Below are 21,623 nucleotides of genomic sequence, written 5' to 3'. Positions count from 1 at the left end.
GGTGCGCGAGGGGTGCCGTCTTCACCGGCAAATCAACACACGACGACAACGAATGTGAGTGAGTTTCTCATGCTTCGACGCATCAACGAGCGCATCGACAGCGACCGGGAGTCCGGCTTCTCCCTGATCGAGCTGCTGGTCGCGATCATCATCATCGGCATCCTGTCGGCGATTGCCATCCCGATGTTCATGAGCCAGCGGCAGAAGGCCGTCGACACCGCGGCGAAGTCCGATGTGTCGACCCTGGGCAAGGAGATTGCCACGGTGTTCGTGGACAGCCAGCCGACAAAAATCACCATCACGGGTTCGCAGGGCGGCCACTACTCGATGACAGCGACCGGAACGGGTGTGACCGATCAGGACCTGGGTGCCGTTTCTGACGGCGTTGCGGTGCAGAACGTCGTGACGATCCCGGCAGGTGGAACCCTGAGCCGGGACAACTGGTGCGTCTGGGTCCACGCCGAGAACGGTCAGAACAAGAACTGGCAGTACTCCGCGACCGGCGGCCTGAAGCAGGGCAAGTGCCAGGACGTCGCGGGCGACACCTCGACCAACATCAACAACTGATCGCATTCCCCGCTGTGTGTGGGAGTCGGCTCGCACCATCGTCGCGGTCCGACTCCCGCGCTCATCCGGCAATGCAGCACTCCCCTCCCCTGACACCCCCTGACAGAAAGGACCCCCATGGCCAAGACCCGTGTGGTCGGCCTCGACCTGGGCAGCCGCGCTGTCCGAGCCGCGGAGATCGAGCTCTCCGGTGGGCGTGGCAATGCCCCCCGTCTGGTGAAGTTCGGCGAGGAGCCGCTCGACGCCGGCGCCATGCGTGACGGCGAGGTCGCGCGCGCCGGTGCGGTGACCGCCGCGGTGCGGTCGCTGTGGAAGCGCGAGCGGTTCAGTACCCGGTCGGTGGTGCTGGGGGTCGGGAACCAGCGGGTGTTCGTGCGCGAGCTGAATCTGCCGGCGATGCCGTTGGATCAGCTGCGCGGGTCGTTGCGGTACGCGCCGGTGCAGGACCTGCTCCCGGTGGCCGTCGAGGAGTGCCTGTTGGACTTCCACCCGGTGTCGATGGCAGGCGACGGCACCGTCGACGGGATGTTGATCGCCGCGCCGGAGGAGACGGTGGAGGCGAACACCTCGGCGGTGGCGGCGGCCGGGCTGACCCCGAGCCGGGTGGATCTGAACGCCTTCGCACTGGCCCGGTCGCTGGTGCACGGACCGTTGGCGCAGGAGGTGGTCGGGGTGGTGGACATCGGGTCGAACATCACCGACATCGTGGTGACGGACCAGGGGCTGCTGCGGCAGTACCGCACTCTGCCGACCGGTTCGGACGATCTGACCCATGCCGTGCAGCAGGCGATGGCCGTCAGCGAGCAGCAGGCCGAGCAGGTGAAGCGCTCGGTGGGGGTGGCCCCCGCGCAGAATCCCGAACTCGTGCCGGCGCAGGAGACGATGCGGCGCCGGATCCAGTCGCTGGGCGAGTCGATCCGGGCGAGCTTCTCGTTCTACACCGGGTCGACCGGTCGGCCGTTGAACCGGGTGCTGCTGACCGGCCGGGGCAGTCTGGTGCCGGGGCTCGGGCAGCAGCTCGCCACCCAGCTCGGAGTGCCGATGGCCTTCGGTCAGACGGTGGTGGGTCCGAACGCCGGGGTGGCCGCCGACCGGCAGCCGGTGCTGCCGGTCGCCGTCGGCCTGGCCCAGGGGGCGGCTGCCTGATGGCGAAGAAGACGTCGACGGCCGGCCCGCTGGTGATCGACTACACCACCCAGGGCGTCAACCTGCTCCCGGCATCGGCCCGGGCCGCGGAGGAACTGCGCATCCTGCGGAGCAAGCTGTTCCTCGGGATGGTCGTGTTCGCCGCGATCCTGGCGTTGGTCTGCGGGTACAGCGTGATCGCCGAGACCCAGGCGAAGCATGCGGTCGATCTGGCGAGCGACGAGTCCGACCGCTTGCAGGGTGAGCTGGAACGGTATGCCGACATCTCGGCGCTCAAGTCCGACATCACGCAGGCGGAGACCGCCGTGCGAGCCGGGATGGGCACCGAGATCACGTGGGTCGACCTGATCGCGAAGATCGAGGCGGCGCTCCCGGCCGAGGGAACGATCACCTCGTTCTCGGCCACCGGCACCACCCCCATGGACGGGAACGGCTTCACCGCCACGTCACCGCTGGCGACCCAGGGCATCGGGAGCATCGAGTTCACCATGCAGCTCTCGTCGCTGCCGGACACCGCTGCCTGGTTGGAGGCGCTGAACGGCATCCCCGGGTTCATGGACGCGGTGTTCGGGAGCGCCACGCTCACCACGGGCGATGACGGCGGGCCCAGCTACTACACGGTCTCGTCGTCGGTCGTGATCAATGTCGAGGCACTGTCCCGTGCCTACCTGGAGGACGCCTCGTGAACGCCAACCGCACCACATGGATCGCCGGGACCGCGCTGGTCGCGCTCGTGCTGGCGGCTGCCGCGTGGTTGCTGGTGCTGTCGCCCCGGATGACCTCGATCAGTGCCCTCAACGAGGAGCAGACCACCACCGAGGACGCGAACTCGCTGCTGCAGATCCAGGTCAACGGGTTGGCGGCCGACGCGCAGCGCCGTGACGAGCTGAACGCGGAGCTGGCGACGCTGAACGCGCAGTTCCCCAGTGACATCGCGCTGCCCGAGTTCGCCCGGCTGCTGGACAGCCTGGCCGCGTCCTCCGGTGCCACCGTCCAGGCGGTGACCATCGGGGAACCGTCGGCGGTCACGGAGTCCTTCGTCCTGCCCGACAGCCCGGCGGGCACCGCGGCTCCGGCCCTGCCCGCGCCGCCGGCCGGGATGTTCGCGGTCCCGGTGTCGCTGACGGTGCTCGGGAACTTCGACCAGGCCCAGGCCTATGCCGGTGGCCTGCAGAGTGGCGATCAGCGACTGTTCCTGCTGTCGTCACTGTCCTGGGGCACCGTGGACGCGGACGGCACGTCGACCTTCGACATCACCGGTTACGCCTACGTGCTGAACGCCGAGGCGGCAGCTCCCACAGCCACCGAGTCCGCCGACACCACGCCGAGCCAGACGTCGACGACCGAATGATCCCGCTGCTCGCCGGGGTGTTCGGGCTGCTGGTCGGGTCGTTCCTCAATGTGGTGGTGCATCGGGTCCCGGAGCACGGGTCGCTGCTCCCCCGCAGTGCGTGCCCGCGCTGCGGCCACCGGATCCGGGCTTGGGACAACATCCCGGTGCTGTCCTGGCTGGTTCTGCGGGGCCGGTGCCGGGACTGCCGGGGGCCGATCAGTGCGCGGTATCCGCTGGTCGAAGCCGGGACGGCCGTCCTGTTCGCGCTGACCGCCCGGTGGACCGGAGCGTCCTGGTCGCTGCCGGCGCTGCTCTTCCTGGTGGCGGTGTCGGTGGCGCTGGCCCTGATCGACCTGGACGTGCACCGGTTGCCGGATGTGATCGTGCTGCCGTCTATCGGGGTGGGGGTGCTGCTGCTCGCGGTGGCGTCGTGGAACCCGGGTGGGGTGTCCGACTGGGGCGCGCTGCTGCGGGCGGTGCTGGGCGGGCTGGCGCTGTGCGGGTTCTACCTGGTCGTGGCGCTCGTCTACCCGGGCGGCATGGGGCTGGGTGACGTGAAGCTCGCCGGGCTGCTCGGGCTGTACCTGACCTGGTTCGGCTGGCCGATGCTGCTGGTCGGTGGTTTCGCCGGGTTCGTGCTCGGAGGGGTGTTCGCCGTCAGTCTGCTGATCGCGCGCCGGGCGACGAAGGGCAGCGGGATCCCGTTCGGGCCGTGGATGCTGCTGGGCGCGGCGGTGGGCATCGTGGCGGGGCGGTCGATCTGGTCGGCGTACCTGGGCCTGATCGGGTTCTAAGCCGTGCGGTCGTGGACCGGGTGGTCGGAGTGCAGGTCGGGCGCTGTGGGATCCGGGTCCTAGGCTGACATCGTGTCCTCCCCCACGCCTCCGCGTCCGTTGCCCGAGCGTGCCCTCGACACCACCGCCGAGAGTCCGTGGCCGGTCCGCCTGCTCTCGGCGAAGATCGCCGACTACGTGGCGAAGATGTCGCCGTTGTGGGTCGAGGGGCAGATCGTCCAGCTCAATCGTCGTCCCGGGGCCGGGATCGCCTTCCTGACCCTGCGCGACACCGATGTGGATATGTCGCTGCCGGTGTCGATGACCGCCGGGGTGCTGAACGCAGTGAGCACGCCGCTGGCCGAGGGCGCGCACGTCGTGGTGCACGCCAAGCCGGTGTTCTGGACCAAACGCGGCACCCTGCAGCTGTCGGCGAACGAGGTGCGGGCGGTCGGGGTCGGCGAACTGCTGGCCAGGATCGAGCACCTCAAGCGGGTGCTGGCGTCGGAGGGACTCTTCGACGCCGAGCGCAAGGTGCCGCTGCCGTTCCTGCCCCGGGTGATCGGCCTGGTGTGCGGGCGGGAGTCGAAGGCCGAACACGATGTGGTGGTGAACGCCCGCGCCCGGTGGCCGCAGGTGGAGTTCGAGATCCGCGAGGTCGCGGTGCAGGGGGCCAGCGCGGTGCCCCAGGTGTCGCAGGCCATCGCCGAGCTGGACCAGGACCCGCGGGTCGAAGTGATCGTGGTGGCCCGCGGCGGTGGCGCGGTGGAGGACCTGCTGCCGTTCAGCAACGAGTCGATGATCCGCGCCGCCGCCGCGTGCAGGACGCCGCTGGTGTCCGCGATCGGACACGAGACCGACACCCCGCTGCTCGACCTGGTCGCGGACTACCGGGCGTCCACCCCGACCGATGCCGCCAAGCGGATCGTGCCGGATGTCGGGGAGGAACGCGCCCGGATCGATCAGGCCCGGCATCGGATCCGGTCGGCGGTGGAACACCGGGTGCGGCGGGAGGCGGACGGCCTGGCGCAGCTGCGGTCCCGACCGGTGCTGGCCCGGCCGCAGTCGATGATCGACGACCGGAGCACCGAGCTGCACCGGATGCGGGACTCGGCGCGCCGGTGCCTCGACCACGCGCTGAGCAGCGCCGAGCACCAGGTCACGGCGCTGGGCGCGCAGGTCCGTGCGCTCTCCCCCGCCGCGACGCTGGACCGTGGGTATGCCGTGGTGCAGACCTCCGACGGCAGCGTGGTCCGGCAGGCGACCGCGGTCGCCGCGAAGGACAGCCTGCGGATCCGGGTCGCGGAGGGCGAGCTGATGGCCACCGTGCTCGCGGTCGCCCCGGGCAAGCGACGCCCGGCGGCCACGTCCGGGCCGGTCGCCTCCGCGGACCCCACGCCGGCCGAAGCCGGGAAGACCCCCACGCCGACCGAAGCCGGGCAGAGCCCTACGCCGACCGAAGCCGGGCAGCGCACCGGGTCGCCGGAGGTTGGTTAGATGGACCCCGTGACCGAGAGCACCGACACCGCAGCGCTGTCCTACGAGCAGGCCCGCGACGAGCTGATCGCCGTCGTCTCCCGGCTGGAGGCGGGCGGTGCCGGACTGGAGGAGTCACTGGCCCTGTGGGAGCGCGGCGAGGCGCTGGCCGCCCGGTGCCAGCAGTGGTTGGACGGCGCACGGAAGCGGTTGGACGCCGCCCGGGACGCCGACGCAGCCACCGCGCAGGACTGACCGCCACCAGCGACCGACCGGCAGCCGGCCCGGGTGAACCCTTCTCCGGACTCACCGTGGTCCCGGGCCAGCCGCAGCCCCGCCCCGGCCGCAGCCCCGGACCGGCCGCAGCCTCGGTCCGGCCGGTCCCCCGGACGCACCGCCTCACCGTTCCGACCGCTCCACCTGACCGACCGTTCCACTTGACCGCCCGTTCCCTTTGACCGACCGGACCGACGAAGGAGTCACCCGTGACCGACACCGCCCTGATCATCGGCGAAGCACTGGTCGACGCGGTGGTCCGCGCCGACGGCGACCGCACCGAACACCCCGGCGGCAGCCCGGCGAACGTGGCTCTCGGCCTGGCCCGGTTGGGTCGGGACGCGGAGCTGCTCACCTGGCTGGCCGACGACACGCATGGCGACCTGGTCCGGGCACATCTCGCGGAGTCGGGGGTCCGCGTGCTGACCGGGACCGGCGGACCCGAGCGCACGCCGGTGGCGACCGCGCACCTGGATGCCGACGGATCGGCGAGCTACGACTTCGACCTGAGCTGGGATCTGCCGGAGGTCGAGGTCGGGGAGCCGGTGGTCGTGCACACCGGGTCGATCGGTGCCGTGCTGGCCCCGGGCGGGGCGAAGGTGGCCGATCTGCTGGCGGCCCAGCGGGACACCGCGACGATCAGCTACGACCCGAATCTGCGTCCGGCGCTGATGGAGTCGCCGGAGGTGACGCTGCCGCTGGTCGAGCATCTGATCGGCCTGTCGGATGTGGTGAAGGTGTCGGACGAGGATCTGGCCTGGTTGCACCCCGGTCTGCCGGTAGAGGAGATCGCCCGGGACTGGGCCACCCGCGGTCCGGCGCTGGTGGTGGTGACCCTCGGCGGCGAGGGGGCGCTGGCGGTGACGGCGACCGGCGAGGAACTGGCGGTGACCGCACCCCGGGTGCAGGTCGCTGACACCGTGGGGGCGGGCGACTCGTTCATGTCCGGCCTGATCGACGGGCTGTGGTCGGCCGGGCTGATCGGCGCCGACCGGCGGGACGCGCTGCGCGCCATCGACCTGGAGACGGTGCAGGAGGTGCTGGTGCGCTGCGTGCGGATCGCCGCGATCACGGTCTCCCGCGCCGGGGCGAACCCGCCCACCGCCGCCGAGCTGGACTGACCCCCACCCGACCACACCCGCGCCCACCAGCACCCGCCCGCGCCCACCAGCGCCCGCCCGCGCCTGGCGAGTTCGGCACTTCGGCCCCGAGGTCGTTGACTGAGGTGCCGAACTCAGGGCGGAAGTGCCGAACTCGCGCATGCGCAGCCCGGCAGTACCCTGCTCGTGGCGTGCTGGGGGCGTGCGACGGCCCGCCGTCCCCGTCGGGGAGGGCGGGCCGTCGTGGCGCCGGGTTCAGGACGCCTGACGATGCCGACCGTTCGGCTGTCCCCCTGCGCCCTCCGTCCGGGTCGTGCCATCGCCCTGCTTCGCCGCCTCGCGCTGCGCACGTTCCAGTGCGGCGCGGCGGTCCTCCTCGGTCTCGGAGTCGATCCGGGACGCGGCGGAGTCGTCGTAGGTCAGGTTCTCGCCGGACTCCGGGTCGAAGACCATCAGCCGGGTCGGGTCGAACCACAGCTCGGCATCCGCACCGTCACGCACCCGGCTCTCGGAGCCCAGGGCGACGATCGCCTGGGTGCGCATCCCCTCACCGTCCAGGTCGCGGTCCAGCTCCTCGAGTTTCTTCGCGACGTCGTCGTGGGTGTCGAAGGGGATGTAGGCGTACAGCTCGGCGCCCAGCCACTCCACCACGTCCACCTCGGCGGTGAAGGTGACCCCGGTGCCGCGCTTGTGGTCGTCGAGCACCTTGGCGTCCTCGACGTGCTCCGGGCGCAAGCCGATGATCACCAGGTCACGGTCCCCGATCGCGGCGCGGAGCCGGTCGTCCAGCGGCACGTCGCCGAAGGGCAGGGTGAGGGTGTCGCCGGAGATCTGGCCGGGCAGGAAGTTCATCGGCGGTGAGCCGATGAACCCGGCGACGAACAGGTTGCGCGGCTGCTCGTAGAGCGCGCGCGGGCTGGCGACCTGCTGCAGTTCGCCCTTGCGCAGCACCGCCACCCGGTCGCCGAGGGTCATCGCCTCGGTCTGGTCGTGGGTGACGTACACCGTCGTGGTGCCCAGGCGGCGCTGCATCCGAGCGATCTCGGTGCGCATCTGGCCCCGCAGCTTGGCGTCCAGGTTGGACAGCGGCTCGTCGAAGAGGAACGCCTGCGCGTCCCGGACGATCGCGCGGCCCATCGCCACCCGCTGTCGCTGACCACCGGAGAGGTTGGCCGGCTTGCGGTCCAGGTGCTCGCGCAGCTCCAGGGTGTCGGCGGCGAACTCCACCTGGTCCTTGATCTGCTCCTCGGTGTACTGCCCCTTCTGCAGCCGGAGCGGGAACGCGATGTTCTCGAACACGGTCAGGTGCGGGTAGAGCGCGTAGTTCTGGAAGACCATCGCGAGCTTGCGGTCGCGGGGGGCCTTCTCATTGACGACCTGGTCGCCGATCTTCAGCTCGCCCGAGGTGATGTCCTCCAGGCCGACGATCATCCGCAGCAGGGTCGACTTCCCGCAGCCGGAGGGTCCGACCAGGATGACGAACTCGCCGTCCTTGATGTCCAGGCTGACGCCGTTCACCGCCGGGTAGCCGTCGCCGTACTTCTTGACGATGTCGGTGAGGGTGATGGATGCCATGTTCAGCTCCTTCGTGGAAAGCGGGTCGCGGGCCTCAGCCCTTGACCGCGCCCTGGGTCAGCCCGGAGACGATCTGGCGCTGGAACAGCAGCACCAGGACGACCACGGGAATGGTCACGACCACGGCGGCGGCGGAGATGGCGCCGGTCGGGTCCTCGAACTGGGAGGCGCCGGAGAAGAACGCCAGGGCGGCGGGCACCGGTCGGGCCGCCTCGGTGGAGGTCAGCGAGATGCCGTAGACGAAGTCGTTCCAGGCGATGAAGAACGCGATCAACGCGGTGGTGAACACTCCGGGGGCCGCCAGCGGCACGATGGCCTTCCGGAACGCCTGCCAGGTGGTCGCACCGTCGACCTGGGCCGCCTGCTCCAGTTCCCACGGGATCTGCCGGAAGAACGCGGTCAGGGTCCAGATCGAGATCGGCAGGGTCAGCGACAGGTACGGGATCACCAGCCCGGCCCAGGTGTCGTACAGCCCGATCGACCGCCAGAGGTTGAACAGCGGGGTGACGATCGAGATCACCGGGAAGATCGAGACCGCGAGCGCCGTGGTCAGGATCAGCTTGCGGCCCGGGAACTCCAGCCGCGCGATCGCGTAGGCGGCCAGCGTGGACAGCACCACGGAGATCGCGGTGGCGATCAGGGAGATACCGACCGAATTGCGCAGCGCGGACAGGAAGAGCTCCTGCGCCGACCCGTCCGGGCCGAGGATCTGCTCGTAGTTGGACAGCGTCCAGGTCGTCGGCAGGAAATTGCCGGAGTTCAGGTCGCTGGGCAGCTTGAACGAGGTGGCCATGATCGAGATCACCGGGAACAGTGCGTAGACCAGCACCGCCAGGGTGATCGCCGCCCAGGCGACCTTCTGCTTGCCACTCAGTGCGCCGCCCATCAGCGCTCCCCTCTCGCACCCGCGAGGTCGACCTTGAAGATCTTGATCGCGATGAAGCAGATGATGATGACGCAGATGAACAACAGCACCGAGATGGCCGAGCCGAGGCCGATCTCCAGCCGCCCGATGGACGTCCGGTAGGCCAGCAGTGACAGCACGGTGGTGTTGTTCGCGCCGTTGGTCATGATGAAGACGTTGTCGAAGATCCGGAATGCGTCCAGTGCCCGGAACAGGACGGCGACCATGATCGCCGCCTTCATGTTCGGCAGGACGACCCGCTTCATCCGCTGCCACCAGGTGGCGCCGTCGACCTGGGCGGCCTCCTCCAGATCGCTGGGCACCTGCGCCAGGCCGGCGAGCAGCAGCAGGGAGATGAACGGGGTGGTCTTCCACACTTCGGAGGCGATGATGACGAACAGGCTGGTGCCGGTGTGGGCGAACCAGTTCAGGTCCTGGTCGATCCCGGGCAGCCAGTCGAACCAGGTGTTCACGTAGCCCGAGTCGATGCTGAAGGCGTAGAACCAGGCGAAGGCCGAGACCACGGTGATGATGCCGTAGGGCACCAGGATCGCCGTGCGCAGCAGACCGCGGAGCCGGAGCACCGCCCGGTGCATCACCAGGGCCAGAGCGAAGCCGAGGATGACCTCGATCAGCACCGTGATGAGCATGATCCCGGTGGTCACGCCGAGCGACTGCCAGAACAGCGAGTCGCCGAGGATGACGCCGTAGTTCCCGAGGCCGACGAATCCGCGGTCGCCCGGGGCGGTCAGCCGGTTGCGGAACAGCGACTCGTACACGGCCTGCAGGATCGGGTAGGCGGTGACGGCCAGCATCACCACGAACGCCGGTCCGGCCAGCAGCCAGCCGAGCCGGGCCTCCGCCTTCGCCCGGTCGGACTTGCGGGGCTTGGTGGTGGCGGGGGTGGCCGCCTTCACGTCGACGCTCACAGCAGTCGCTCCCCTCGCAGCACGGCCAGGATGAAATCGGTGGAGATGGTCGGCGTCGTGTCCGGGTCGACCGAGGTCGCCGGGTGCCAGGTCTCCTGCAGCCCCTGGGACACCTCGTTGTAGTACGGGGTCTGCGGCCGGGGCGCTGCCTGCTCCAACGACTGACGGATCTCGTCCGCCATCGGGAAGGTGTCCTGCACCTCCGGGTCGTCGTAGGCCTTGGTGTTCGACGGCGGGTTGCCGTCGGAGACGAAGTACGCCGCCTGGTTCTCGGGTGCCACGATGCACTCGGCGGCCTGGTACGCGAGGTCGGTGTGCTCGCTGAACGCCCCGACCCCGAGGTTGATCCCGCCGTAGGGCGGTGCCGCGTCCTCGCCCTCGGTGACCTGGGGGTAGATCGCCCAGCCCACGTCGTCGAGGAACGACTGGTCCAGCGTGCCGTCGTCCACCGCGCCCTGCATGGCCGGCCAGACGAACGGCCAGTTGACCATGAAGGAGCCGGAGTCCCCCTGGAACTGGGACAGCGAGGCGTTCTCGTCCTGGGTGGGCAGCCCGGCGCCGCCGAGGCGCTCGGTGCCGATCTCGCCCATGATCCGCGCCGCTTCCCGCCCGGCGTCCGAGTCCAGGCCGAGCTCGACGTCCTCGGCGTCGGCCTCCGGGGTCTCGACGATGTGGCCGCCGGCCGACTCGACCAGGGCATTGATCCACACGGTCAGCGCCTCGGCCTTGATGCCCTGGACGCCGAGGGTCTTGTCCTGGTCCGTGGCCGCGTCCATCACCTGGTCCCAGGTCACCGGCGTGGACATGTCCAGACCGGCGGCCTCCGCCACCGATGTGCGATACCAGAGCAGCTGGGTGTTGGCCCAGAACGGCACCGTGACCAGCTCGTCGTTCCAGCTGGCTCCGGTCAGCGCACCCTGGACGACGTCCTCGCTGACCCGCTGGGCCACGTCGTCCGGCACCGGTGCCAGGAAGCCGGCGTTGGCCAGTTCCGGGATGAACGGCGGGTCCAGGCTCATCAGGTCGATCGAGGAGTCGGACGCCGCCAGCCGCCGGGCCAGCTGTTCCCGTTGGGAGCTCGCTTCGCGGGGCAACACCGAGACCTCGATCCGGTAGGCACCGTCGGCCGCCTCGGTGCACTGCGCCGCGAGCGCCGCCTGCCCCCCGGCGTCCGGATTCGTGTACCAGGTCAGCACCGGGGTGTCGTCGGAGGGGGCACAGGCGGCCAGCGTCGCCGCCAGCACCACCCCCGTTGCCGCGGCGATCGCCTTCGACCGTCTCTGCACCAGTCACCTGCCTCATGGATTGCGTGTGCGGGGTTGTCTGGCTCAGTGCTACCCCGTGTGCAGGTGGTGTGCCACCGGTGGACGTCGAAAGAGCGAGCTGTGCGCGTCGCGCGTGGGACGATGGGCCCATGTCGCAGCTCACCCCCGCCCAGGCCTGGACCGCACTGCGCGAAGGCAACGACCGCTTCGTCCGCGGCGAGATGGAGCACCCCTCGCAGGGCATCGACCGGCGCAACGAGGTCACCTCCTCGCAGCACCCGTTCGCCGTGCTGTTCGGCTGCTCCGACTCCCGGGTGGCGTCCGAGATCATCTTCGACCAGGGCCTGGGCGACCTGTTCGTGGTGCGCACCGCCGGGCACGTCCTGGACACCACCGTGATCGGGTCGATCGAGTACGGCGTGGAGATCCTGGGTGCCCCGCTGATCGTGGTGCTCGGCCACGAGTCCTGTGGCGCCGTCGCCGCCGCCACCGCCGCGCTGACCACCGGTGAGCAGGCACGCGGCTTCGTGCGGGCCGTGGTGGACCGGGTGATCCCGTCCATCGTGTCCCTGGCGCACGACCCGAACGGCGGTCAGACCGATCTGACCAAGGTGTCCGCGGCCGAGCTGGGCCACGAGCACGTCCGGCACACGGTGGACATGCTGCGCGGGTACTCGGTGTCCATCGCCGAGGCTATCGACGAGGGCCGGGTCGCGGTCGTCGGCGTGGAGTACGCGCTCTCCGACGGGGTGGCCCGCCTGACCTCCGCGATCGGCGACGTGGGCGAGCAGCCGCAGCGCTGATCGGATGGCAGGATGACCGGCCATGAGCACTAGCGCCGATGACGCCGCCGGTCAGTACCGGATCGAACACGACACGATGGGTGAGGTCCGGGTCCCGGCCGATGCCCTGTACCGCGCCCAGACCCAGCGTGCGGTGGAGAACTTCCCGATCTCCGGCACCGGGTTGGAGCGCGGGCACATCGCCGCACTCGCCCGGGTGAAGAAGGCCGCGGCGCGGGCCAATGCCGAGTTGGGCATCGTCGACCCCGCCGTCGCGCAGGCCATCGTCGCCGCCGCGGACGAGGTCGCCGAGGGACGGCACGACGCGCACTTCCCGGTGGACGTGTTCCAGACCGGGTCCGGCACCAGCTCCAACATGAACATGAACGAGGTGCTGGCGACCCTGGCGTCGCGGGCGCTGGGCAGCGACGTGCACCCCAACGACCAGGTGAACGCGTCCCAGTCGTCGAACGACGTGTTCCCGACCTCGGTGCACGTCGCGGCCACCGCCGGACTGGTCAACGACGTGGTGCCGGCACTGGACCACCTCGCCACGTCGCTGGAGCGGGTGGCGGCCCGGCACGCCGACGACGTGAAGGCCGGTCGCACCCACCTGATGGACGCCACCCCGGTCACCTTCGGCCAGGTGTTCGGCGGCTATGCGGCGGCGATCCGGTACGGCATCGAGCGGGTCACCGCCGCGCTGACCCGGGTGGCCGAGGTGCCGCTGGGTGGCACCGCTGTCGGCACCGGGATCAACACCCCGAACGGCTTCCCACAGCGGGTGATCGAGCTGCTCGCCGAGGACACCGGCCTGCCGCTGACCGAGGCCCGGGACCACTTCGAGGCGCAGGGCGCGCGGGACGGGCTGGTCGAGCTCTCCGGTGCGCTGCGGACGATCGCCGTCAGCCTGACCAAGATCTGCAACGACCTGCGGTGGATGGGGTCGGGGCCGAACACCGGACTGGCCGAGATCCGGATCCCCGACCTCCAGCCGGGGTCCTCGATCATGCCCGGCAAGGTGAACCCGGTGATCTGCGAGGCCGTACTGATGGTCTGCGCCCGGGTGGTCGGCAACGACGCCACGGTGGGCTGGGCCGGGGCCAGCGGCACCTTCGAGCTGAATGTGCAGATCCCGGTGATGGGCCAGGCGCTGCTGGAGTCCGAGCGGTTGATCGCCAACGCCGCGCGGGTGCTGGCCGACAAGACGATCGACGGGCTGGAGATCGACGTCGAGCGCGGTCGGGCGTACGCCGGGTCCTCGCCGTCCATCGTCACGCCGCTGAACCGGGTGATCGGCTACGAGGCGGCGGCGAAGATCGCCAAGCACGCGGTGGCCCAGCAGATCACCGTCCGCGAGGCGGTGATCGACCTCGGGTACGTGGCCCGTGGCGAGCTCACCGAGGAGCAGCTGGACAAGGCGCTCGACCTGCTGTCGATGACCCGCCCCGCGCGCTGAGCCGGCGCGCGCCCGGGCTGTCCCGCACTCGGTGCATCAGGGGACGGCCCGGGCGGCGGCTGCGCGCTAGTGCGGGTCGATGCGGGTCAGGATCCGGGAGAGCAGGGCGGCGAGCTGTGCCTGCTCGGTCGGATCGAGGTCCGCGAGGGCGGCGCGTTCGACCTCGGTGCGCGCCGGGATGTGCCGGTCCACGGCGGCGCGGCCCTGGTCGGTGAGCGAGAGCAGCACGCCTCGACGGTCCCGGTCGGGCACGGTGCGCTCGATCAGCCCGGCGCGTTCCAGGGCATCGCCCCGCTTGGTGATGGCCGCGCCGGATGCCTGGGTCACGGTGGACACCTCGGCGGCGCGCATCGGCCGGTCGGCCCGACGCAGGGCGCTGAGCAGGTCGAGTTCCCCCCGGGTGATCCCGGCGTCACGCAGCGCCTCGTCCACCCCCGCGGTGACCAACGCGGCGATCCGGGCGATCCGGGCTGTCACCTCCGCGGGCGCGGTGTCCAGCTCCGGTGCTGTGCGCGCCCAGTCCGAGCGCAGGCGGTCGACGTAGTCCACCTTGATAGTTTACCAGTGAAACACTCGGGTAGAATCTCCGGGTGCCCCATCGCCTGCTGTTGATCCGCGACCTCGCCCACCCCGACCAGTTCCGCGCCGCGATGCGGTTCCACCGGATGTCCGGCACCCTCGGCGGCGCCGTGCGCTGCGGGATCACGGTGACCGTGTCGTTCCTGGTCGTGGCGCTGGCGGGGCACGCCGACCTGGCCGGGTTCGCCGCCCTGGGCGCGCTCGCCTCGCTGTACGGCCGGGACGAGGAGCCGGCCTGGCGCTGGCGGCTGATGACCCTGGCCGGAGCCTCGCTCGTCGCGACCATCGCCCTTGGCACCGTCCTGACCGGGTGGGACGCACCCACCGTCGTCCTGCTGCTGGCGGTCGCAGTGATCGCTGCCCTGGCGACGGCTGCCTGCGCGGCCCTGCGCAGCGGGCCGCCCGGCGGGACGATCATCGTGTTCGCCGCGGGTGCGGGGCTCGCACCCGGGGGTGAGGGAGCGCTCGTCGAGCGCACGGTGACCACCCTGGTCGGCGCCGTGATCGCGCTGCTGGTGTGCAACGCCGACGGCGTGCTCCGGCTGGTCCGCCGCCAGCCGCTGGGCAGCGCACCCCGGCTGCGCGACCTGCTGCCGGACTCCGCCGCTCTCAGCTCCGGGCTGCTGGTGTTCTGCGCCTCGGTCGCGGCGGGCGCGATCGCCGAGGTCGCGGGCTGGGGGCACCCGGCCTGGGCCGCGATGGGGGCGACGGCCGTGCTGCACGGGCGGGACGTGCACCACATGGGCCAGCGAGCGATCCAGCGCGGGCTCGGCACCCTGGGTGGCGCGGCCATCGCGGTGCCGCTGCTGGCGGCCCCGCTGCCGTTCTGGGCGGTCGCGGCACTGGTGGTGGTGCTGCAGGTGGTGACGGAGCTGATCGTCGGACGGCACTACGGGCTGGCGATGCTCACGATCACCCCGATGGCGTTGCTGATGACCTCGATCGGCGGGGCCACCGACCCGGTGACGCTGGCGGTCGACCGCGGGCTGGACACGCTGGTCGGCGCGGTGATCGGTGTCGCCGTCGCGGTGATAGCCGCCCGTCCCGGAGCCCCGGCCACCGAGTCGGGCGACCCGGTGGCCGAGACCCCGGCGGTCACAGTTCCAGGCCCTCCAGCATCTCGGTGACCAGCGCGGCGACCGGCGACCGCTCGGAGCGGGTCAGCGTGATGTGGCCGAACAGCGGGTGGCCCTTGAGCTTCTCCACCACGGCCGCGACGCCGTCGTGCCGCCCGACCCGCAGGTTGTCCCGCTGCGCCACATCATGGGTGAGCACCACCCGCGAGGACTGGCCGATCCGGGACAGCACCGTCAGCAGCACATTGCGTTCCAAGGACTGCGCCTCGTCGACGATCACGAAGGCGTCGTGCAGCGAGCGGCCGCGGATGTGGGTCAGCGGCAGCACCTCCAGCAGGTCGCGGTCCATCACCTCCTCGACCACCTCGCGGCTGACCAGCGCCCCCAGGGTGTCGAAGACCGCCTGCGCCCAGGGGTTCATCTTCTCGGCCTCGCTGCCCGGCAGGTAGCCGAGCTCCTGGCCGCCCACCGCGTACAGCGGCCGGAAGACCATCACCTTGCGGTGCTGCCGTCGCTCCAGCACCGCTTCCAGCCCGGCGCACAGCGCGAGCGCCGACTTCCCGGTCCCGGCGCGACCGCCGAGGGAGACGATGCCGATCTCCGGGTCGAGGAGCAGGTCGATGGCCACCCGCTGCTCCGCCGACCGACCGTGCAGGCCGAACACGTCCTGATCGCCACGCACCAGCTGGATCTGCTTGTCGGCGGTGACCCGGCCCAGTGCCGATCCGCGGGGGCTGTGCAGCACCAGCCCGGTGTGGCACAGCAGGTCGTCGGCGCCGACGTCGAGCAGCGGCAGCGACTCGTGCTCCCACAGGTCGGCCATCTGCTGCTCGGACAGCTGCACCTCGTCCATCCCGGTCCACCCGGACTCGGCGGCCAGCTCGTGCCGGTACTCCTCCGCCCGCAGCCCGATCGCGGACGCCTTGACCCGCATCGGCAGGTCCTTGGACACCACCGTCACGTCCTTGCCCTCCTTCGCCAGATTGGCGGCGACGGCGAGGATCCGGGAGTCGTTGTCACCCAGGCGGAAACCAGCGGGGAGCGCGTTCGGGTCGGTGTGGTTCAGCTCCACCCAGAGCATCCCGCCCTGGTCACCGATCGGGATCGGCGCGTCCAGCCCGCCGTGCGTGAGCCGCAGCTCGTCCAGCATCCGCAGGGCCGCCCGGGCGAAGAACCCGAGTTCGGCGTGATGGCGCTTGCCTTCCAGCTCGGTGATCACCACCAGCGGCAGCACCACGTCGTGTTCGGCGAAGCGGGTGACCGCCCGCGGGTCGGAAAGCAGGACCGACGTGTCGATGACGTGGGTCCGAGTGCCCGGAGTGCTGACCACGGCTGACTCCCTAGCGACGGAGTGCGAGCGACCGGACCCGGAATCGAGCCGGATCCGGCCCTCCTCCGCGAAGCTGATGCTCCATGGGTCGGCCTCCCGAGGACGGCGGGTGCCATCCGTTGCGGCGACGCTAAGCCCGGGCCGTCGCGGACCTGCGGCACCGGTCGGGTGTGTCGCGGCTCACACCGGAGAATTCACCTGCGCGTTACCTCCGCCGACGGCTAGCGACCCCGGCGCCGGTCCCGGGCCGCGTAGTCGCGCATCGCGCGCAGGAAGTCGACCCGCCGGAAGTCCGGCCAGTACGCCTCGCAGAAGTAGAACTCGGTGTGCACGCTCTGCCAGAGCATGAAGCCGCCGAGGCGCTGCTCACCGGAGGTGCGGATCACCAGGTCGGGGTCGGGCTGGCCCTTGGTGTAGAGGTGGTCGGCGATGTGCTCGACGTCGAAGCTCGCGGCGATCTCGTCCAGGGTGGCGCCGTCGGCGGCTCGCTCGCGCAGGTAGGACCGGACGGCGTCGGCGATCTCCCGCCGTCCGCCGTACCCGATCGCCACGTTCACGTGCAGCCCGGTGATGTCGGCGGTGGCGGCCTCCGCGTCCCGCAGCACCGCGGCGGTGTGCTCGGGCAGCAGGTCGAGCGACCCCACTGCCTGCAGCCGCCAGCGCCGGGTGGCGGCCAGTTCGCGCACCGCGTCCTCGATGATGCCGAGCAGCGGGGTCAGCTCGGCGGGGTCCCGGGTGAGGTTGTCGGTGGAGAGCATCCACAGGGTGACGACCTCGACGCCGACCTCCTCGCTCCAGGCGAGCACGTCGGCGATCCGGTCGGCGCCACGCCGGTGACCGGTGGCGGTCGACTCGCCGAGGCTGCGCGCCCAGCGCCGGTTGCCGTCCAGGATCACACCGATGTGCCGGGGCAGCTGCTCCCGGGGCAACGAGGCGGCCAAGCGCCGTTCGTACAGCCCGTACAACGGGTGTGGCAGGCGCACGGTGGCTGCTCCTCGGCGAGGTCGGAGTGGACGGGGATCACCGTACCGGCAGCGACGGGGCGGATCAGCGCCGGTGCCCGGCGCCGCACGGGGAGGATCTGTGCAGAGCGCCGTAACCTACGGTCCCGTAAGTTACGCTCGTCCCGGCCATTCGATCCGTCAGCCCCAGGAGGTCGCCGTGAAGGTCGCCGAGACCGCCGATCAGCTCGCCGCCGCGATCAAGCCCACGCTGCGTGGCTGGATCCACGCCGGGATGTTCCCGCTGGTGACGGTGGCGTCGATCTTGTTGGTGGTGTCCGCGCCGACGGTCGCGCTGACCTGGGCGTGTGCGGTCTTCGGCCTGTCGGCGATGATGCTGTTCGGCACCAGCGCCGTCTACCACCGGGGCACCTGGTCGCCACGGGTGGCGGGGGTGCTGCGCCGCCTCGACCACACCAACATCTTCCTGGTGATCGCCGGGACGCTGACCCCGCTGGCGGTGGCCCTGCTGCCGACCTCGACCACCCGGCCGCTGCTGATCGTGGTGTGGGCAGGCGCCCTGGTCGGCGTGCTGGCGCGGGTGTTCTGGCTCGGGGCGCCGCGCTGGGTCTACGTGCCGAGCTACATCGCGCTGGGCTGGGTGGCGGTCTGGTTCCTGCCGTCGTTCTGGCGCGCGGAGAACGGCGGCCCGGCGGTGGTGTGGCTGGTCGCGGTCGGCGGCCTCGCCTACACGGTCGGTGCGGTGGTCTACGCCCTCAAGAAGCCCAACCCGAGCCCGCGCTGGTTCGGCTTCCACGAGATCTTCCACTCCCTGACCGTGGTCGGGATCGTGTGCCACTTCACCGCCGTCTGCCTCGCGGTCCTGCGCTGACCGTCCTGCCGCGTCGGCACCGCGGCACGGGTCAGGCGGGCACCACCCGATAGCGGCGGTTCGCCAGCGACGGGTTGCCCGCCCGCACCTCGGCCAGCAGGCCGGGGTCCAGGTCGACGGTGCGCAGCTCCGGCTGATCGCCGAGCTCCAGCCCGACCTCGCCGTCCGGCCCGATCACCAGGGACCGGCCGGTGGTGCCCGGACCTGCCTGCCCGACGGCCGCGACCACGACGGTGTTCTCGATCGCCCGGGCCACGGCGAGGGTGCGCCAGTGCATCGCCTTCAACGGTCCGGGTGCCCAGGCGGCCGGGACCGCCAGCACCTGGGCACCGGCGTCCACCACCCGCCGCGCCGACTCCGGGAACCGCAGGTCGTAGCAGGTGATCACCCCGACCCGGACACCCGCCACGTCCAGCACCAGCGGGGGCGCGTCCACCGGGCCGGGCAGCAGGCGGTCAGACTCCCGGTGGCCGAAGGCGTCGTAGAGGTGCACCTTGCGGTAGACCCCGGCCAGCTCCCCGGTGCCGTCCACGGCGACCACCGCGTTGACGGCACGCTCGCCGTCACCGGGCAGCATCGTCCCGGCGATCACCGCCACCCCGCTGCGCGACGCCTGCTCGCGCAGCAGGGTGACGAACTCCCCGTCCAGCGGCTCGGCGTGCTCCGGTCCGGTGCCCCGCGGGTCGAAGCCGCTGGCGTACTCCGGCAGCACCAGGAGGTCGGCACGGGCCTGGGCGGCGGTGTCGATCGCCCGGCGCACCGTCTCCCGGTTGGCGGCGTGGTCGTCACTCGCCCGGAGCTGGCCGACGGTGAGCCGCACGGCGGGACGGACCGGGGCGGCGGTCATCGGACGTCCGGGTCCTGGGGCCGCTCGGTGGGCGTCCGGTCGGGGGCCGACTGCTGGGCGCCCGACTGCTCGTCCGCCGACTGCTGGATGCCCGACTGCTGCGTGCCCGACTGCTCAGTGGCCGCCCGCTCGTCCGCCTCCAGCTGCTGCCCACGCCGCTCGACCTTGCGCAGCTTGCGCACCAGCGAGTAGCCCAGCGCCATCACCGCGAGCGCCGCGGCGAAGGTGACCAGGAAGCCGAGCAGACCCGGCGACGTCTGGTCCTCCGGCGGGATCTCCAGCGTGCTCGGGCTGGGGCTGGGCGACACCTCGGCCCACACCTGCAGCAGCGCCCCGTGCAGCGCCGCGGCGGTCATGCCCGGATCCCGGCGAACAGGTCGTCCTCGGGCAGGGTGGTCGGCACCCGGGACTCGGCCAGCTCGTACTCGTCCCAGGGCCAGACCTCGCGCTCCAGCTCCCGGGGGATCCCGAAGAAGAAGCCCTCCGGGTCGATCTGGGTCGCATGCGCGCGCAGCGCCGCGTCGCGGTGGTCGAAGTAGTCGGCGACCGGGATCAGCGTGGTGACCTCGCGCTCGGGCATCTCCCGGGCGGCGCGGGACTCGACCCACTCCCCGAAGGGCGACTCCAGACCGCGGGCGATCATCGCCTCGTGCACCGTGCGCAGCCGCTTCATGGAGAAGCCGTGGTTGTAGTACAGCTTCGACGGGGTCCACGGCTCGCCGGAGTCCCGGTAGCGCTCCGGGTCGCCCGCCGCGTGGAAGGCCTCGAAGGCCACCCGGTGGGTCATGATGTGGTCCGGGTGCGGGTACCCGCCGGTCGGGTCGTAGGCGGTGATCACCTGAGGACGGAACTCGCGCACCGCGCGGACCAGCGGCTCGGAGGCCACCTCCAGCGGTTGCAGGGCGAAGCAGCCCTCCGGCAGCGGCGGCAGCGGGTCGCCCTCCGGCAGCCCGGAGTCGACGAAGCCGAGCCACTGCTGCCGGACACCGAGCGCGTCAGCGGCGGCGGCCATCTCGGCGCGGCGGATCCGGCCCATCTCCTCCGGGGTGCCGGTGAAGGCCGGGTAGTGCGGGTTGAGGATGTCGCCCCGCTCGCCGCCGGTGCAGGTGACGATCAGGACCTCCACCCCCTCGGCTGCATAACGTGCGGTGGTGGCGGCGCCCTTGCTCGACTCGTCGTCCGGGTGGGCGTGGACCGCCATCAGGCGGAGCTGCTCGGTCACGTGGCGTGGCTTCCTTCTGGTCGCGTCGTCGGGTCCGGACCCGACAGGGGACAATGATCGCATCCGCACAGCCGATCGAACCGGAGTCACCCCGTGACCGACACCCACCCGCCCCTCGGCCGCTACGGCACCCCGCCGAGCCCGACGCGGCGGCGCGCCGCCCGGATCGCGATCGGTGCGCTGGCGGCGGTCGGACTGGCCCTGGTGGTCTGGATCGGACTGGGTGCCGCGGGGACCGCGGTGCGGTGGAACGAGGTCGGCTACCGGATCGACGGCAGCACGGCGGTGGAGATCACCTTCGACGTGATCCAGGAGCCCGGGGCGGTCGCGGTCTGCCGGGTGCAGGCGCTCAGCTCCAGTCATGCCGAGGTCGGCGTCCAGCAGGTCACCGTGGGTCCGGCCACCGAGCGCACCACCCGGGTCACCACCACGGTGCCCACCGCGGAGGAGGCCGTCACCGCCGTCGTACACGGGTGCGAGGCCCAGTAGTTCGCTATCATGGCCGATTCAAGACGCCGCCTCGGTCCGACGAGACCGTCGATGCGACCGTGAGGCGGAGCACCCGTTCCCACCCGACGCGGACACGCATGCACGTCGGGGCGAGGCGATTCTTCTCGAGCGCACCCGCCTGGGGTGCGCCCGTTGCTGGAAGGAGTGGGACGTGACCGACACGACGCAGGCCACCACCTGGTTGACGCAGGAGGCCTACGACCGCCTCAAGGCGGAGCTGGAGCACCTCGAGGGTGCGGGTCGCGCCGAGGTCACCGAGCGGATCGCCGCTGCTCGTGACGAGGGCGACCTGAAGGAGAACGGCGGCTACCACGCCGCACGCGAGGAGCAGGCCAAGCAGGAGGCGCGGATCCGCGAGCTGCAGGCCAAGCTGCGCAACGTGCAGATCGGCACCCCGCCGGACGACGGTGTGGTCGAGCCCGGCATGCTGGTGGTCGCGGAGGTCGCCGGGGACGAGATGACGTTCCTGCTCGGCTCCCGGGAGATCGCCGGCACCGCCGACATCGACGTGTTCTCCCCCACCTCGCCGCTGGGTGAGTCGATCAACGGCCACAAGGTCGGCGACAAGACCACCTATGTCGCGCCGAACGGCAAGGACATCCCGGTGACGATCATCAGCGCGAAGCCGTTCACCGGCTGAA

General features: G+C 71.2%; 24 protein-coding genes. 14 read left to right on the top strand and 10 right to left on the bottom strand.

Going from position 1 to position 21,623, the window contains the following annotated elements; genetic code table 11:
- Positions 1–69: 69 nt before the first annotated feature.
- The 8 genes from HGK68_RS03335 (at position 70) to HGK68_RS03300 (ending at position 6,692) form a co-directional block, all read left to right on the top strand.
- Positions 70–567, top strand: coding sequence for a prepilin-type N-terminal cleavage/methylation domain-containing protein (locus HGK68_RS03335; RefSeq protein WP_169164675.1), 498 nt, complete (start codon positions 70–72; stop codon positions 565–567).
- A 117-nt stretch (positions 568–684) separates the two neighbouring features.
- Positions 685–1,713: a type IV pilus assembly protein PilM gene (pilM, locus tag HGK68_RS03330; RefSeq protein WP_169164674.1), complete on the top strand. Its 1,029-nt coding sequence runs from the start codon at positions 685–687 to the stop codon at positions 1,711–1,713.
- On the top strand, positions 1,713–2,399 hold the full coding sequence (locus HGK68_RS03325; RefSeq protein WP_169164673.1) for a PilN domain-containing protein: 687 nt from the start codon (positions 1,713–1,715) through the stop codon (positions 2,397–2,399). Before pilM ends, HGK68_RS03325 begins: the two co-directional genes overlap by 1 nt.
- On the top strand, positions 2,396–3,064 hold the full coding sequence (locus HGK68_RS03320; protein WP_169164672.1) for a hypothetical protein: 669 nt from the start codon (positions 2,396–2,398) through the stop codon (positions 3,062–3,064). The genes HGK68_RS03325 and HGK68_RS03320 overlap by 4 nt, the downstream gene beginning before the upstream one ends.
- Positions 3,061–3,840, top strand: coding sequence for a prepilin peptidase (locus HGK68_RS03315; protein ID WP_169164671.1), 780 nt, complete (start codon positions 3,061–3,063; stop codon positions 3,838–3,840). The genes HGK68_RS03320 and HGK68_RS03315 overlap by 4 nt, the downstream gene beginning before the upstream one ends.
- Positions 3,841–3,912: 72 nt before the next feature.
- Positions 3,913–5,316 (top strand): exodeoxyribonuclease VII large subunit, encoded by a 1,404-nt coding sequence (gene xseA, locus HGK68_RS03310; RefSeq protein ID WP_169164670.1) that lies wholly within the window; start codon positions 3,913–3,915, stop codon positions 5,314–5,316.
- Positions 5,317–5,550, top strand: a complete 234-nt coding sequence (locus tag HGK68_RS03305) for an exodeoxyribonuclease VII small subunit (protein ID WP_169164669.1) — start codon at positions 5,317–5,319, stop codon at positions 5,548–5,550.
- Between the two features lie 230 nt (positions 5,551–5,780).
- Positions 5,781–6,692 carry a carbohydrate kinase family protein gene (locus tag HGK68_RS03300; protein WP_169164668.1) on the top strand — a complete coding sequence of 304 codons (912 nt, stop codon included), beginning with the start codon at positions 5,781–5,783 and terminating at the stop codon, positions 6,690–6,692.
- 234 nt (positions 6,693–6,926) lie between these two features.
- On the opposite strand, the gene HGK68_RS03295 is transcribed toward HGK68_RS03300, so the two are convergent.
- From HGK68_RS03295 to HGK68_RS03280, 4 genes are read right to left on the bottom strand one after another with little or no spacing between them, the layout of a single operon-like run.
- Complete coding sequence (locus HGK68_RS03295; RefSeq protein ID WP_169164667.1) at positions 6,927–8,246, bottom strand: ABC transporter ATP-binding protein; 1,320 nt, start codon at positions 8,244–8,246, stop codon at positions 6,927–6,929.
- Between the two features lie 34 nt (positions 8,247–8,280).
- On the bottom strand, positions 8,281–9,132 hold the full coding sequence (locus HGK68_RS03290) for a carbohydrate ABC transporter permease (RefSeq protein WP_169164666.1): 852 nt from the start codon (positions 9,130–9,132) through the stop codon (positions 8,281–8,283).
- Complete coding sequence (locus tag HGK68_RS03285) at positions 9,132–10,079, bottom strand: carbohydrate ABC transporter permease (RefSeq protein ID WP_169164665.1); 948 nt, start codon at positions 10,077–10,079, stop codon at positions 9,132–9,134. The genes HGK68_RS03290 and HGK68_RS03285 overlap by 1 nt, the downstream gene beginning before the upstream one ends.
- A complete protein-coding gene (locus HGK68_RS03280; RefSeq protein ID WP_169164664.1) occupies positions 10,076–11,365 on the bottom strand; it encodes a sugar ABC transporter substrate-binding protein in 1,290 nt (429 codons plus the stop codon). Before HGK68_RS03280 ends, HGK68_RS03285 begins: the two co-directional genes overlap by 4 nt.
- 128 nt (positions 11,366–11,493) lie before the next feature.
- Here HGK68_RS03280 and HGK68_RS03275 point away from each other — a divergent pair, with 128 nt between their 5' ends.
- Together HGK68_RS03275 and HGK68_RS03270 are read left to right on the top strand one after the other, a co-directional pair.
- Positions 11,494–12,147, top strand: a complete 654-nt coding sequence (locus HGK68_RS03275) for a carbonic anhydrase (protein WP_169164663.1) — start codon at positions 11,494–11,496, stop codon at positions 12,145–12,147.
- A gap of 22 nt (positions 12,148–12,169) precedes the next feature.
- Positions 12,170–13,585, top strand: a complete 1,416-nt coding sequence (locus HGK68_RS03270; RefSeq protein ID WP_169164662.1) for a class II fumarate hydratase — start codon at positions 12,170–12,172, stop codon at positions 13,583–13,585.
- A gap of 66 nt (positions 13,586–13,651) precedes the next feature.
- Here HGK68_RS03270 and HGK68_RS03265 read toward each other — a convergent pair whose 3' ends face one another.
- A complete protein-coding gene (locus HGK68_RS03265) occupies positions 13,652–14,134 on the bottom strand; it encodes a MarR family winged helix-turn-helix transcriptional regulator (RefSeq protein WP_206155791.1) in 483 nt (160 codons plus the stop codon).
- Positions 14,135–14,175: 41 nt separating this feature from the next.
- Between HGK68_RS03265 and HGK68_RS03260 the strand changes: the two genes are divergently transcribed.
- Positions 14,176–15,291, top strand: coding sequence for an FUSC family protein (locus HGK68_RS03260; protein ID WP_169164661.1), 1,116 nt, complete (start codon positions 14,176–14,178; stop codon positions 15,289–15,291).
- Here the strand turns inward: HGK68_RS03260 and phoH2 are convergent.
- Together phoH2 and HGK68_RS03250 are read right to left on the bottom strand one after the other, a co-directional pair.
- Complete coding sequence (phoH2, locus tag HGK68_RS03255; RefSeq protein WP_246260553.1) at positions 15,260–16,570, bottom strand: RNA 5'-3' helicase PhoH2; 1,311 nt, start codon at positions 16,568–16,570, stop codon at positions 15,260–15,262. The two genes, HGK68_RS03260 and phoH2, sit on opposite strands and share 32 nt — an antisense overlap.
- 221 nt (positions 16,571–16,791) lie before the next feature.
- Positions 16,792–17,553, bottom strand: a complete 762-nt coding sequence (locus tag HGK68_RS03250; RefSeq protein WP_169164660.1) for an isoprenyl transferase — start codon at positions 17,551–17,553, stop codon at positions 16,792–16,794.
- A 178-nt stretch (positions 17,554–17,731) separates the two neighbouring features.
- Here HGK68_RS03250 and trhA point away from each other — a divergent pair, with 178 nt between their 5' ends.
- Entirely contained in the window at positions 17,732–18,403 is a 672-nt protein-coding gene (gene trhA / locus HGK68_RS03245) for a PAQR family membrane homeostasis protein TrhA (protein WP_246260551.1), read from the top strand.
- 31 nt (positions 18,404–18,434) lie between these two features.
- Here the strand turns inward: trhA and HGK68_RS03240 are convergent, their stop codons facing one another.
- Genes HGK68_RS03240 through mca form a run of 3 tightly spaced genes read right to left on the bottom strand, consistent with a single transcriptional unit; the run spans position 18,435 to position 20,451 of the window.
- Positions 18,435–19,250 carry a carbon-nitrogen hydrolase family protein gene (locus HGK68_RS03240; protein WP_206155790.1) on the bottom strand — a complete coding sequence of 272 codons (816 nt, stop codon included), beginning with the start codon at positions 19,248–19,250 and terminating at the stop codon, positions 18,435–18,437.
- Positions 19,247–19,606, bottom strand: coding sequence for a hypothetical protein (locus HGK68_RS03235; RefSeq protein ID WP_169164658.1), 360 nt, complete (start codon positions 19,604–19,606; stop codon positions 19,247–19,249). The genes HGK68_RS03240 and HGK68_RS03235 overlap by 4 nt, the downstream gene beginning before the upstream one ends.
- Positions 19,603–20,451 (bottom strand): mycothiol conjugate amidase Mca, encoded by an 849-nt coding sequence (mca, locus tag HGK68_RS03230; RefSeq protein ID WP_169166921.1) that lies wholly within the window; start codon positions 20,449–20,451, stop codon positions 19,603–19,605. The genes HGK68_RS03235 and mca overlap by 4 nt, the downstream gene beginning before the upstream one ends.
- A 114-nt stretch (positions 20,452–20,565) precedes the next feature.
- Between mca and HGK68_RS03225 the strand changes: the two genes are divergently transcribed.
- Positions 20,566–20,961 (top strand): DUF4307 domain-containing protein, encoded by a 396-nt coding sequence (locus HGK68_RS03225; protein WP_169164657.1) that lies wholly within the window; start codon positions 20,566–20,568, stop codon positions 20,959–20,961.
- Positions 20,962–21,133: 172 nt separating this feature from the next.
- Entirely contained in the window at positions 21,134–21,622 is a 489-nt protein-coding gene (gene greA / locus HGK68_RS03220) for a transcription elongation factor GreA (protein WP_169164656.1), read from the top strand.
- Position 21,623: the final 1 nt, after the last annotated feature.

The organism is Cellulomonas taurus (genome assembly GCF_012931845.1).
GTDB classification, from domain to species: Bacteria; Actinomycetota; Actinomycetes; order Actinomycetales; family Cellulomonadaceae; genus Cellulomonas; species Cellulomonas taurus.
The sequence above is the reverse complement of the archived record's forward strand: the minus strand, read 5'-3'. Positions and strand labels throughout refer to the sequence as shown.